Annotated in this window: 14 protein-coding genes; 6 read left to right on the top strand and 8 right to left on the bottom strand. The window is 71.3% G+C overall.

Features of this window, described 5'->3' with window-relative positions; genetic code table 11:
• Positions 1–140: 140 nt before the first annotated feature.
• Positions 141–1,409, bottom strand: a complete 1,269-nt coding sequence (locus ACZ607_RS13830; RefSeq protein WP_469734941.1) for a L,D-transpeptidase — start codon at positions 1,407–1,409, stop codon at positions 141–143.
• A 181-nt stretch (positions 1,410–1,590) separates the two neighbouring features.
• Positions 1,591–1,992 carry a hypothetical protein gene (locus ACZ607_RS13825; protein WP_469734940.1) on the bottom strand — a complete coding sequence of 134 codons (402 nt, stop codon included), beginning with the start codon at positions 1,990–1,992 and terminating at the stop codon, positions 1,591–1,593.
• 146 nt (positions 1,993–2,138) lie between these two features.
• On the opposite strand from ACZ607_RS13825, the gene ACZ607_RS13820 reads away from it, so the two are divergent.
• Complete coding sequence (locus tag ACZ607_RS13820) at positions 2,139–2,459, top strand: hypothetical protein (RefSeq protein ID WP_469734939.1); 321 nt, start codon at positions 2,139–2,141, stop codon at positions 2,457–2,459.
• A gap of 63 nt (positions 2,460–2,522) precedes the next feature.
• On the opposite strand, the gene hutH is transcribed toward ACZ607_RS13820, so the two are convergent.
• The 5 genes from hutH to ACZ607_RS13795 all read right to left on the bottom strand — a co-directional run bounded on the left by hutH (position 2,523) and on the right by ACZ607_RS13795 (position 8,478).
• Entirely contained in the window at positions 2,523–4,073 is a 1,551-nt protein-coding gene (hutH, locus tag ACZ607_RS13815; RefSeq protein WP_469734938.1) for a histidine ammonia-lyase, read from the bottom strand.
• Between the two features lie 58 nt (positions 4,074–4,131).
• Positions 4,132–5,298, bottom strand: coding sequence for a GGDEF domain-containing protein (locus ACZ607_RS13810; protein ID WP_469734937.1), 1,167 nt, complete (start codon positions 5,296–5,298; stop codon positions 4,132–4,134).
• 73 nt (positions 5,299–5,371) lie between these two features.
• The gene (locus ACZ607_RS13805; RefSeq protein ID WP_469734936.1) at positions 5,372–6,184 is read right to left on the bottom strand and encodes an enoyl-CoA hydratase/isomerase family protein; all 813 of its coding nucleotides are present in this window, start codon (positions 6,182–6,184) and stop codon (positions 5,372–5,374) included.
• 68 nt (positions 6,185–6,252) lie between these two features.
• A complete protein-coding gene (locus ACZ607_RS13800) occupies positions 6,253–7,443 on the bottom strand; it encodes an adenylate/guanylate cyclase domain-containing protein (RefSeq protein ID WP_469734935.1) in 1,191 nt (396 codons plus the stop codon).
• A 165-nt stretch (positions 7,444–7,608) separates the two neighbouring features.
• Positions 7,609–8,478, bottom strand: coding sequence for a biotin--[acetyl-CoA-carboxylase] ligase (locus ACZ607_RS13795; protein ID WP_469734934.1), 870 nt, complete (start codon positions 8,476–8,478; stop codon positions 7,609–7,611).
• A 166-nt stretch (positions 8,479–8,644) separates the two neighbouring features.
• Between ACZ607_RS13795 and ACZ607_RS13790 the strand changes: the two genes are divergently transcribed.
• From ACZ607_RS13790 to ACZ607_RS13775, 4 genes are all read left to right on the top strand, one after another.
• Entirely contained in the window at positions 8,645–10,234 is a 1,590-nt protein-coding gene (locus tag ACZ607_RS13790) for an acyl-CoA carboxylase subunit beta (protein WP_469734933.1), read from the top strand.
• 15 nt (positions 10,235–10,249) lie between these two features.
• Entirely contained in the window at positions 10,250–10,456 is a 207-nt protein-coding gene (locus ACZ607_RS13785; protein ID WP_099174805.1) for an acyl-CoA carboxylase subunit epsilon, read from the top strand.
• 70 nt (positions 10,457–10,526) lie between these two features.
• Complete coding sequence (mmpB, locus tag ACZ607_RS13780; protein ID WP_099174806.1) at positions 10,527–10,655, top strand: morphogenic membrane protein MmpB; 129 nt, start codon at positions 10,527–10,529, stop codon at positions 10,653–10,655.
• A 31-nt stretch (positions 10,656–10,686) separates the two neighbouring features.
• Positions 10,687–11,298 carry a Maf family protein gene (locus ACZ607_RS13775; protein WP_469734932.1) on the top strand — a complete coding sequence of 204 codons (612 nt, stop codon included), beginning with the start codon at positions 10,687–10,689 and terminating at the stop codon, positions 11,296–11,298.
• A 10-nt stretch (positions 11,299–11,308) separates the two neighbouring features.
• On the opposite strand, the gene ACZ607_RS13770 is transcribed toward ACZ607_RS13775, so the two are convergent.
• Complete coding sequence (locus ACZ607_RS13770) at positions 11,309–11,749, bottom strand: hypothetical protein (protein WP_469734931.1); 441 nt, start codon at positions 11,747–11,749, stop codon at positions 11,309–11,311.
• 378 nt (positions 11,750–12,127) lie between these two features.
• Here ACZ607_RS13770 and ACZ607_RS13765 point away from each other — a divergent pair.
• Positions 12,128–12,927: ATP-binding protein (locus ACZ607_RS13765; RefSeq protein ID WP_469734930.1), on the top strand; the 800-nt coding region annotated here is incomplete at its 3' end.

Here is a 12,927-nt window from a genome sequence, read left to right as displayed (position 1 = left end):
ATATGGACCGGGTGTGATGAGGAGTTAAGTCTCTGATGAGAGCTGGATGAGAACGCCTGCGGCGCGCATACGCCGAAGGCGGCGGCGCCCGGAAGGATCCGGGTGCCGCCGCCTTCGAAGGGGAAGGGGCGCGGTCGGCGTCAGGCGGCGGAGCCCGCCGTCCACTCCGACCAGCTCATGTTCCAGCCGTTGAGGCCGTTGTCCGGAGAGATCGTCTTGTCCGGGGAGTTCGTGACGATGACCAGGTCACCGACCATCGAGTTGTTGTACAGCCAGGCGGCCGGCGTGTTGGGGTCGTCGGCGCCCTTGGTGTCGGACAGGCCGACACAGCCGTGGCTGGTGTTCGCGCTGCCGAAGATCGACTTGGCGCCCCAGTAGTTGCCGTGGATGAAGGTGCCCGACGTGGAGAGCCGCATGGCGTGCGGCACGTCCTTGATGTCGTACTCGCCCTTGCCGTCGTCGTCCGTGAAGCCGACCGTCGAACCGTCCATGCGGGTCTCCTTGAACTTCTCGGAGATCACCATCTGGCCGTTGTACGTCGGGTTGTCGGAGGATCCGGCGGAGATCGGGATGGTCTTCACGGTCTTGCCGTCCCGGGTGACCGTCATGGTGTGCGCCTTGGCGTCCACGGTGGAGACCTGGTTGCGGCCGATCTTGAAGGTGACCGTCTTCTGCTGCACGCCGACGACGCCGTCGGCGCCCTCGACGCCGTCCAGGGCCAGCTTCAGGGTGACGGTGGAGCCGCCCTGCCAGTAGTCCTCGGGGCGCAGGTCGAGGCGCTGGTTGTTGAACCAGTGGCCGACGACTTCCTGGCCGCTGCTGGACGTCACCTTGATGCCGTCCTGAACGGCCTTCTTGTTGGTGATCGCCTTGTTGAAGTTGATCGAGACGGGCATGCCGACGCCGACGGTGGAGCCGTCCTCGGGGGTGAAGTTTCCGATGAAGCTGTTCTCCGGGGAGACCGTGGTGAAGGAGCTGTTGCCGTGGGCCTCGCGCCCCTTGGAGTCGGCCGCGGTGGCGCTGATCTTGTACGTCGTGGAGCGCTCGAGCTGGCCGCTGGGCTTCCAGCTGGAGCCGTCGGCCGCGAGGGTGCCCTCGACGGCGTCGCCGTCCGCCGTGGTCATGGTGACCTCGGTCAGCTTGCCCTTGGCGACGGTGACCATCGCGGCGTTGTTGATGCTCGCGTTGGTGGCACCGTTCTTCGGCGCGATCGTTATCTGCGCCTCGGAGGTGTCCTTGGCGGCCGCTTCGTCGACCTGCGCCTGTGACGTCTTCGAGCTGTCGGCGCTCGCGCCCGAGTTTCCGCCGTCGTCGCTACAGGCCGAAAGCACCAGCACGCCGCCGAGCAGTGCGGACGCGGCCATGAGGCCCCTGCGCCGCTTGCTGTCCGTCATCACAAGCTTCTCCATCGTTGCCGATTCCCCAAGATCCCCGGACAGGGTCGCCCGACGGCGATTCCCCGTCAATGTTCCAAGAACACCGCGACCGGGTCTTCCGTTCCACATCCGCCGTGGATGTGGGGAACACCACTCATCGACGCACCCGGAACGGCGGCGGTTCCCGCCCTCTGTGAGGAGTGCTCCGGCAGTGTCAGCGTTCCGTGTTTCCGCCGCCTTCTTCGTCGTCCGTCTCATTGTCCTCGATCCCGTAGTACGCCCCGTCCCCGTCCTCTCCGGCGGTCCAGTCCTCGGCGTCGGGGTCGTAGTCGATCGTCTCGCTGCTCCAGGAGGCCTGGGCGAGCTCGACCCCGGGCACCTGGCTCACCAGATCGAACGGGTCGATCAGCGAGGCGAGGGCCTCCGCTGCGTCTTCCCTGACCGTCTCCTCGGCATGCGTGCGTTCCTCGGCCGACTCCTCGGCGGCGGCGCCGGTGGCGGTGTGGTCGGCGGCGATGCTCTCCAGCGCCGTGCCGGTCAGGGCGTCCGCGTCGCTGATCTCCAGCACCATCTCCACGCGAAGCCGAACAAATGAGGGTGTCTCCGAAGTGCTCATACGCCGGAGCGTAAGGCTCCCGGGACCCGCGGCTTTCCACCGACCCGCTGCTTTGCTTAGCATCGGCCCACGGGGCAAAGGCCTTTCGTCCGGCCTGATCCGAACGAGTGGCCTCAACTGATGGCTGTCGCAAGGGGATCGATTCTGTGTCCATCGCTCGTCGCACGCTGCTGACCACCACAGCGGCAGGCACCCTGCTCTGTGCTCTCTGGTTCGTCCCCTCCGCGAACGCGACGGGCGGAACAGACGCACGGAGCGGTACGGCCGGCTCGTCCGCCGGTTCCTCCACCGAGGTCCGCCAGGCCTCCGCCACGGGGGAGTTCACCTCCGAGGACACGCTCGCCGACACCGGGACGGGCATCGACACGACGCCCTACCTGCTCGGCGGCACGGCCTCCCTGTGCGTCGGCGCGGGGTTCGTCGTGTACTCGGTGCGCCGCGGCTCGGTGCGGGGCACCGGCTTCTGAGGTACGTGAGGGCTGCCGCATCCCCCGGGGTGCGGCAGCCCTCACGCGTACGGGCCCGGCCGCTCAGGCCAGCGGGCCGGTCACCGTCTCCACGGCCGCGACCAGCTTCCCCTCCCGTACGAAGGCGTCGGCGGCCTCCAGGTCCGGGGAGAGGAAGCGGTCGGGGCCCGGTCCCTGGACACCGGCGGCGCGCAGGGCGCCGATGGCGGCCTCGGACGCGGGCCCGGGGGTCAGCCCCTCGGCGGCCCGCAGCTCGACGGCGCGGGTGGCGGCGTACAGCTCGACGGCGACGATCCGCGCGAGGTTGGTGACGGCGGTACGGAGCTTCCGCGCGGCCGACCAGCCCATGGAGACGTGGTCCTCCTGCATCGCGGAGGACGGGATCGAGTCGGCGGACGCCGGTACGGCGAGCCGCTTCAGCTCGCTGACCAGGGCGGCCTGCGTGTACTGGGCGATCATCAGCCCGGAGTCGACCCCGGCGTCGTCGGCGAGGAACGGCGGCAGTCCGTGCGAGCGGTTCTTGTCCAGCAGCCGGTCCGTGCGGCGCTCGGTGATCGAGCCGAGGTCGGCGGCGACGATCGCCAGGAAGTCGAGGACGTACGCGACGGGCGCGCCGTGGAAGTTCCCGTTGGACTCGACCCTGCCGTCCGGAAGCACGACCGGGTTGTCCACCGCCGAGGCCAGCTCACGGTCGGCGACGAGCGCACCGTGCGCGAGGGTGTCCCGGCCCGCGCCGTTGACCTGGGGCGCGCAGCGCACGGAGTAGGCGTCCTGGACCCGGGGGGCGTCGTCCTGGTGGTGGCCCGTGAGGCCCGACCCGGCGAGCACCCGCAGCATGTTGTCGGCGGAGGCGCCCTGGCCGGGGTGCGGGCGGATGGCGTGCAGCTCCGGGGCGAGGACCCGGTCCGTGCCGAGGAGGGCCTCCAGGGAGAGCGCGGCGGTGATGTCCGCGCTGGTGTAGAGGTTCCTGAGGTCGGCCAGGGCCATCACGAGCATGCCCAGCATGCCGTCGGTGCCGTTGAGGAGGGCGAGGCCCTCCTTCTCGCGCAGCTCGACGGGGGTGATGCCGTGCGCCGCGAGGAGCTCACCGGCGGGGCGTACGACGCCGTCGGGGCCCTCCGCGTCGCCCTCGCCCATCAGCGTCAGGGCGCAGTGCGAGAGCGGGGCGAGGTCGCCGGAGCAGCCGAGCGAGCCGTACTCGTGCACGACGGGGGTGATGCCCGCGTTGAGCACGTCCGCCATGGTCTGCGCGACCTCGGGGCGTACGCCGGTGTGGCCGGAGGCGAGCGTCTTCAGCCGCAGGAACATCAGGGCCCGGACGACCTCGCGCTCCACGCGGGGGCCCATGCCCGCCGCGTGCGAGCGGACGATGTTGCGCTGCAGCTGGGCCCGCAGACCGGGGCTGATGTGCCGGCTGGCCAGGGCTCCGAAGCCGGTGGAGACGCCGTAGACCGGCTCGGGCTTGGCGGCGAGGGCGTCGACGATCCCCCGGGCGGCGGCGAGCGCCTCGACGGCGGCCGGCGAGAGCTCGACCCTGGCGTCCCGGCGGGCCACGGCGACGACGTCCTCGGCGGTGGTTCCGGACGTCCCCACCACGACTGTATGCATATCCATATTCAGAAGCGTACGGACTGAAAGCCGTCATGTCACCAGTGGTCGCCGGGTTGACCCCTTACCGATCGCCGCCGGGCGGATTGCCGCGCAGCCTGCGGCGGTCGTGGGGGGACCGGGGCGGGGAGTCCGCGAGCCGGATCACGTCGCCGTCGCGCCCGGCGACCACCGGCCGCCGGGAGTGCGCGGCCTTCGCCTGGTACTGGGCGGCGTCCGCCAGCCGGAAGAGCCGGCGTGCGGACTGGACCGGGCCGATGTCGTCGCCGGTGGACGCGACCCCGCAGGCGACGCCGTCGCCGGGCTCCAGGGCCACGGCCCGCGCGCAGAGCTCCTCGGAGACCCGGACCACCTCGTCCGCCGGGGGCCCCACGGCCAGCAGGCAGAACTCGTCACCGCCCAGGCGTGCGGCCAGCGCGCCGGGGAGCATCGCGCCGCAGAGCGAGAGCACGGAGCCGAAACGTTCCAGCAGACGGTCGCCGACCGCGTGGCCGTGGGTGTCGTTGACCGTCTTGAGGCCGTTCAGATCGCACACCACCAGGCTGACCACGACCCCTTCGGCGCGGTACCGGTCCACCGCCTCGTCGAGGCGGAGATCGACGGCCCTGCGGTTCGCCAGGCCGGTCAGCGGGTCCGTGAAGGCCAGCTTGCGGACCTCCTCCAGCCGCTCGGTCTGCGCGATGCCCGCCGCGACGACCGCGGCCAGCACGGTCGCGAAGTCCGCGTCGTCCCGGTCGAAGACCGGGGCCCCGGCGGGGCGGGCCACGTACAGCTCGCCCCAGGCCCGGCCGTGCAGCACGATCGGCGCCACCACGCAGCAGCCCCGCCCGCGCCGGCGCAGCGCGGCGACCCGCTGGTGGCAGTACGGGCGGGCGCCCCGAGCCGGCGCCCCGGCGGCCGGGCCGCCGTCGGCGGTCTCCACCCAGGCGTCGGGCTCACCGCCGCCCGCCCAGCGCTCGTGCAGGAACTCGGTGATCTCCGGGAACTGGTGCACCGGGTAGGCCTCGTTCTCGGGGAACTCCTCCTCCCCCTCGGCCCGCTCCCCCGCGTTCACCAGTACGCGCAGCCTGCCCTGGTCCCGCTCCCACACGGAGAGGGCGGCGAAGCTGCCCCCCAGCGCCTCGCACGCCCCCTCCGCCGCGGCGTGCCAGGACTCGTGCGGGGTGTAGGCCGCCGCCATCGTCTGTGCCAGCGCCACCACGGCGCGCAGCCGCGCATCATCACCGCCCATCGCCCCAGCTTAGGGAGGTTTGTGACGATTTGATCAGTTGGCAGCGCTGATGATCTTCAGAACGTTCCCCGGCTCATTCGCCGGGCCAGCTCGGCTTCCGCTTCTCGTTGAACGCGGCGACCCCCTCGGCCCGGTCCCCGGAGAAGGCCACGGAACGCCAGGCGGCGTCCTCCACCTCCAGGCCGGCCCGCAGGTCGAGGCCCTGCCCAAGCCGCAGGGCCCGCTTGGCGGCCCGCAGCCCCACCGGCGAGTTCGCCGCGATCCGGGCGCCGAGCGCCAGCGCCTCCTCACGGTCCCGGCCCGCCTCGACCAGCTCGTCGACCAGGCCCAGCTCACGGGCCTCGGCCGCCTCCACCCGCCGGGCCGTGAAGACCAGCTCGGCGGCGCGGGCCGCCCCGATGCGGCGGGGCAGCAGCTGCGTACCGCCGCCGCCGGGGATGACGCCGACGGACACCTCGGGCAGACCGACCACGGCCGTGCGGTCGGCCACGATCACGTCGCAGGCCAGCGCGAGCTCGAAGCCGCCGCCGAGGGCGAAGCCGTGCACGGCGGCGACGACCGGCATGGGGAGTTCCAGCACGCCGGTGTAAGCGGCCCGGGCCGTGGGCCGCTGCCGCACCAGCTCGGCGTCGGTGAAGGAGTTCCGCTCCTTGAGGTCGGCGCCCACGCAGAAGGCCCGCTCGTGGCTGGAGGTGAGCACCGTGGCCCGCACCCCCTGATCGGCGGCGAGCGCGGCGCAGGCCTCCGCGACGGAGCGCGCCATCGCGGTGCTCACGGCGTTCATCGCCTCGGGCCGGTCGAGCACCAGCTCCGCGACGTGGTCCTGGCCCTCGTGCCGCCGTACGACGACGAACTCCCCGAACCTCTGCTCCGACGCGACACCCATGACTGCACCCCTCCGGTTAACGAGCGTTACCGGAATCCTAGGGCGTGTTTTGAAAGTAACGCCGTCCGTCAGGTCGAGGGCTTGCCCCGCCGGGCCAGCAGCCACGGCTCCACCACGCCCAGTCCGCGCACCGGCCGCTGCCACATGGGCTGCAGCCCGAAGCGGTACGACGGGTGCGGGGGCTCCTCGTCGGGGCGGTGGTCCTCCTTCTCCGCCAGCCGGGCCCGCTCGGCCGCCGCGGCGGTCTCCTCGGCCTCGGACGCGGGGGCGTCGCCGTTCCTGATCAGCTCCGCGGCGAAGGCGCCGTCGACGAGCACCGCGTCCTTGGGCGCTATCGACGTGAGCCGGCTGGCCAGGTTCACCGTCGTACCGAACACGTCGCCCATGCGCGTGGTGACCGTGCCGAACGCGATACCGACCCGCAGCGAGGGCATCGTCGTGTCCTGGGCCATCACCTCGACCAGCCGGAGCGCTATCTCGCCCGCCGTGCCCGCGTCGTCCGCGGCGAAGAGGACCTCGTCGCCCAGGGTCTTGATGAGCCGCCCGCCGTGCGCGGCAACCAGGTCCGCCGAGGTCGTCTCGAAGGCCTCGACCAGCTCGCCGAGCTCCTCCTCCTCCAGCCGCCGGGTCAGCCGGGTGAAGCCGACGAGGTCGGCGAAGCCCACGGCGAGCCGCCGGTCGACCATCTCCTCGTCGTCCCCGGTCTGCACGACCCGGCCGGTGGCGGCGGCGAGCTGGCGCCGCCACACGTAGACCAGGAACTCCTGCAGCTCGGGCAGGAGCAGCTCGATCAGCGGATACGTGACCTCGGTGCGGGTCATACCGGGCTCGGGGGGCTCGGTCAGCCCCGCCAGGAACGAGTCGATCTGCCACTCCGCGAGCCGGGCGGTGGTCTGCCCGGTCGACCGGGCCACCTGGATCGCCATCGGCTCGCTGAGCAGGCCGGCCTCGACGAGTCCGGCGAGGCGGCGCAGCGCCAGGACGTCGGCCTCGGTCAGCGCCTTGGCCTGCCCGATGTCGGCGAACCCCATCGCGCGCCAGAAGCGGGACGCCAGGTCCATGGAGACCCCGGCGGTCCTGGCCGCCTGGAACGGCGTGTAGCGACGGTCGGCCCCCAGGATCAGCTGTTCCAGCCTGATCGCGAGAGGGTCGTCGGTCGGTTCGGCCGTGTGGTCGACCTCGTGATGCGGTGTCGAGTGGACGGACGGTCCCGACGAGGGCTCCGCGCCGTCGTCGGAGTTCGTGTCGTCGACGGTCACCGGCCGCCTCCTGCCCGTTCCCTGCGCACTGCCCTGCCGATCTGTCGCTGGATCGCCTCAACGATACGGCAGGTGTGCCCTGGCTCACGTCCCCGGTGGCGCGGTCTCACCTGATCCGGCGTAGCGCACACGTGTGGCACCACACGTGTGCGCGGGAGCGGTCGATCAGGTGAGACCGCCCTCCTCCCCGCGCAGGTGGACGATGTCCCCGGCCGACACGGGCTCCTGGAGGCCGTCGCCCGTGGCCAGCACGAGCCGCCCGTCTCCGTCGATCGCCACGGCCTCGCCGACGAGGGAGCGGTCGCCGGGCAGCTGGGCCCGCACGGTCCGGTCGAGCGTGGCGCAGCCCGCCGCGTAGGCGGCCTGGAGGCCGCTCTCGGCGGCGTCGCCGTTCGCGTCGCGCCACTGCCCGTACCACTGTTCCAGTGAACGCAGGACGGCCCGGAGCAAGGTCTCGCGATCGGTGGAGACGGCTCCGGCGAGCGCCAGCGAACCGGCGTGCGGGGCGGGCAGCTCGGCCGCGCGCAGCGACACGTTGAGGCCGATGCCGATGACGACCCCGTCGCCGGCGCGCTCGGCGAGGATGCCGCCGGTCTTGCGCTCGGCGCCGCCGATGGTCACCAGGAGGTCGTTGGGCCATTTCAGTGCCATGTCCACGCCCGCCGACTGCGCGAGGCCGGTGGCGGCGGCGACGCCGGTCAGCAGCGGCAGCCAGCCCCACCGCTCGGCGGGTACGTCGCCGGGGGTGAGGTAGACGGAGAGGAAGAGGCCCGAGCGGGGCGGAGCCGTCCAGCTCCGGTCGAGCCGCCCGCGGCCCGCGGTCTGCTCCTCCGCGACGAGCACGGCGCCCTCGGCAAGGCCGCCGCCGGAGGCCAGTGCCGCGAGGTCGGAGTTGGTGGAACCGGTCGCCTCGACGACGTCGAGCGAGGTCCACAGGCTCTCGGGCTTCAGGAGCCCGCGACGCAGCGCGGCGACGTTCAGGGGCGGCCTGTCGAGGTCCGACCAGCGGTTGTGCGGCGCATCCGGAGGTGTCATGCAACCCACATTAGGTGTGTCCAACGACGCACTGCCGAACCGTATCCGCGCCGATACGCTACGGATCAGTAGCAACCAGGGCCGACGAGCGGACAGCCGTCGAGCGTCCACCGGATGTACCAGATGTACCAGCCGTCCCCGTGACCAGGCAGGGAGCCGCCACCCGATGTCCGAGCCGCAGAGCGACATCCACACCACCGCGGGCAAGATCGCGGACCTGCAGCGCCGTATCGAAGAGGCCACACACGCAGGTTCCGCCCGTGCCGTCGAAAAGCAGCACGCCAAGGGCAAGTTGACCGCCCGGGAGCGGGTCGATCTCCTGCTCGACGAAGGTTCCTTCGTGGAGCTCGACGAGTTCGCACGGCACCGGTCCACCAATTTCGGCATCGAGAAGAACCGCCCTTACGGGGACGGCGTGGTCACCGGCTACGGCACGGTCGACGGCCGCCCCGTCTGCGTGTACTCGCAGGACTTCACGATCTTCGGCGGCTCGCTCGGCGAGGTCTACGGCGAGAAGATCGTCAAGGTCATGGACTTCGCGATGAAGACCGGCTGCCCGGTCATCGGCATCAACGACGGCGGCGGCGCGCGTATCCAGGAGGGTGTGGCCGCCCTCGGGCTGTTCGCGGAGATCTTCCGCCGCAACGTCCACGCCTCGGGTGTCATCCCCCAGATCTCCCTGATCGTCGGGCCCTGCGCGGGCGGCGCGGTCTACTCCCCCGCGATCACCGACTTCACGGTCATGGTCGACCAGACCTCGCACATGTTCATCACCGGCCCGGACGTCATCAAGACGGTCACCGGTGAGGACGTCGGCTTCGAGGAGCTGGGCGGCGCCCGTACGCACAACACCACGTCCGGCGTGGCCCACCACATGGCGGGCGACGAGAAGGACGCCATCGAGTACGTCAAGTCCCTGCTGTCCTACCTCCCGTCGAACAACCTCTCCGAGGCCCCGGCCTTCCCGGAGGAGGCCGACCTGGAGACCACGGACGAGGACCGCGAGCTCGACACCCTCATCCCGGACTCGGCGAACCAGCCGTACGACATGCACACCGCCATCGAGCACGTGCTCGACGACGGTGAGTTCCTGGAGACCCAGGCCCTGTTCGCGCCGAACATCCTCACCGGCTTCGGACGCATCGAGGGCCACCCGGTCGGCATCGTCGCCAACCAGCCGATGCAGCTCGCCGGCTGTCTGGACATCGACGCGAGCGAGAAGGCCTCACGCTTCGTCCGTACGTGCGACGCGTTCAACGTGCCGGTCCTCACCTTCGTCGACGTGCCGGGTTTCCTGCCGGGCGTCGACCAGGAGTACGGCGGCATCATCCGGCGCGGCGCCAAGCTGATCTACGCGTACGCGGAGGCGACCGTCCCGCTGATCACGGTGATCACGCGCAAGGCGTTCGGCGGGGCGTACGACGTCATGGGGTCCAAGCACCTGGGCGCCGACCTGAACCTGGCCTGGCCGACCGCGCAGATCGCCGTGATGGGCGCGCAGGGCGCGGTCAACATCCTGCACCGGCGCACGATCGCCGCCGTTGCGGATGCCGACGAGCGCGACGCCACCCGGGCCGAACTGATGGCGGACTACGAGGACGCGCTCCTCAACCCGTACGTCGCGGCCGAGCGGGGCTACGTCGACGCGGTGATCATGCCGTCCGACACCCGGGCGCACCTCGTGAAGGGCCTGCGCCAGCTCCGTACGAAGCGCGAGTCGCTGCCGCCGAAGAAGCACGGCAACATCCCCCTCTAACCACCGGGAGCCACCATGATCAAGGTCGTACGGGGCAACCCGACGCCGGAGGAGCTCGCCGCGGCCCTCGCCGTGGTCCGGGCCCGCGCGGCGGCGGTGACCGCCGAGCCGTCCGGGGCCCCGCTGCCGCCCGAGCAGTGGTCGGACCCGGGTCGGATCGCCCGCAGGGGCGCGCTCCGGCCGGGGCCCCGCTCGTGGGCACGGACGTACTGGCCCTCCTGAGAGCGGGCCCGGCGGCGCTTGAGTACGCGTACTCAGGCGCCGCAGCCGTCCCCGGAGCACCATCGGAAGCATGCTGTGGTCCGACCCCGAGAACAAGCCGCCCAAGGAACTGCGCGACGCCCAGGACATGATGCGCCGCGCGGGGCTGCTGCTCGCGCTGGCCATGGTCGTCGCGATGTTCGTCCTGGGCACCCGCTGAGGGCGCGGGAGCCCCTCCGGCCGCGCCTACGATGGCGGGTATGACTGATCAGCGCCGCCTCGTGCTCGCCTCCGCCTCCCCCGCCCGTCTCGGCCTCCTGCGGCAGGCCGGATTCGCCCCCGAGGTGATCGTCAGCGGGGTGGACGAGGACGCGCTGACCGCTCCGACCCCGGGTGAGCTGGCGCTCGTCCTGGCCGAGGCGAAGGCCGCCACGGTGGCGGGCCGTCCGGAGGCCTCGGGCGCGCTCGTCATCGGCTGCGACTCGGTGCTGGAGCTGGACGGCGAGGCGCTCGGCAAGCCCGCCGACAGCGAGGAGGCCACCGCCCGCTGGAAGTCCATGCGCGGCCGGTCGGGGATCCTGCAGACGGGGCACAGCGTCATCGACACGGCCACCGGCCGCACGGCGTCGGCGACCGCGTCCACCGTCGTCAGGTTCGGCGAGCCCACGGACGCCGAGGTGGCGGCCTACGTCGCCTCGGGTGAGCCGCTGCACGTCGCCGGGGCGTTCACCCTGGACGGCCGCTCGGCACCGTTCGTCGAGTCGATCGAGGGCGATCACGGCAACGTCATCGGGCTCTCGCTGCCGCTGCTGCGCCGGCTCCTCGGCGAACTGGGCGTCTCGGTCACCGACTTGTGGGTCTGAGCGGCCGGGGTCACGCCGGTGCGGGGGCCTCCCCCGCGCCGGGCTTCTCCGCTTCCGGCTCACGCCGGTCGAAGGCGACGAGGGTCAGCACGATCAGCGCCAGGACGACCATCAGGAACGCGAACGCCGCCCAGCCGATCAGTCCCACCGCCAGGGCACCCAGCACCCCGTGGACGACCGCGCAGGCGATCAGGGCGATCCTGCCGAAGCGGCCCGGCGACCGGTCGCGTATCCCCGCCAGCAGCGGTATCAGCCCGCAGAGCACCAGCAGGACGCCGGAGACGCCGCCCATCACCCAGGTGCCGGTGACCATGGCGTCCGGGTCCATCCCGGCCAGGGACATGCTCTGGTTGTCGGCGACCGTCGCGAGGACGCCGTTGACGAGCACGATGCCCACGGCTTCCACGAACAGAACGATCGCGGTCACGAAGGCCACTGGTCTGCGCACCACGGCACCCACCCCTTGTTACCTGTAGTACGTCCGGTACAGCGCGGACCCTACTAACCGGTAATGGCAGGGACAAGAGTTCGCGCACACTTCGCACGCCCGTACCGCCGCTTCGGCGCGGCGGCAAAGATTCCCTCGTCCGTTCGTAGGGACTCCACAAAGAAACGCCGCGCGGCGTTGACCGTACGAACAGAGACTTGGGCCACACCTCGTGGCTACTGTGCGGTTGAGGATCGCGGCGTACCGTGGTGCGACAAGGGATTTCGCGACCCGAGCTAGCCTCGGATCACACTCCGTGTGGGCAAGTTCACTATTGGGGACGGGTCGTACGGCCGTGTCGGTAGTCCCTAAACTCAGCTTGTTCTCAAGGAGGGAGTCATCGTGCGCAAGGTGCTCATCGCCAACCGTGGTGAAATCGCTGTCCGTGTTGCTCGGGCTTGCCGGGATGCCGGGATCGGGAGCGTTGCTGTCTACGCCGATCCGGACCGGGATGCTCTGCATGTGCGCGCGGCGGACGAGGCGTTCGCTCTGGGCGGTGACACTCCGGCGGCGAGCTATCTGGACATCGCCAAGGTGTTGGGGGCGGCGAAGGATTCGGGTGCGGACGCGGTGCATCCGGGGTATGGCTTCCTGTCGGAGAACGCGGAGTTCGCGCAGGCGGTGCTGGATGCGGGTCTGACGTGGATCGGTCCGCCGCCGCACGCGATCCGGGATCTGGGTGACAAGGTCGCCGCGCGTCATATCGCGCAGCGGGCCGGGGCCCCTTTGGTGGCCGGTACGCCGGATCCGGTGTCGGGGTCGGCGGAGGTCGTGGAGTTCGCGGAGAAGAACGGTCTGCCGATCGCGATCAAGGCGGCGTTCGGTGGGGGCGGGCGTGGGTTGAAGGTGGCCCGCACCATGGAGGAGATCCCGGAGCTGTACGACTCGGCGGTCCGTGAGGCCGTCGCGGCGTTCGGCCGCGGTGAGTGCTTCGTGGAGCGCTACCTCGACAAGCCCCGCCATGTGGAGACGCAGTGCCTGGCGGACACCCACGGCAATGTGGTGGTGGTCTCCACCCGTGACTGCTCGCTCCAGCGCCGTCATCAGAAGCTGGTGGAGGAGGCGCCGGCCCCGTTCCTGTCCGCGGAGCAGAACGAGCAGCTCTACGCGGCGTCGAAGGCGATCCTGAAGGAAGCCGGCTA

Source organism: Streptomyces sp. NPDC104381 (assembly GCF_055583745.1).
This window is presented reverse-complemented; position numbering and strand designations above follow the sequence as displayed.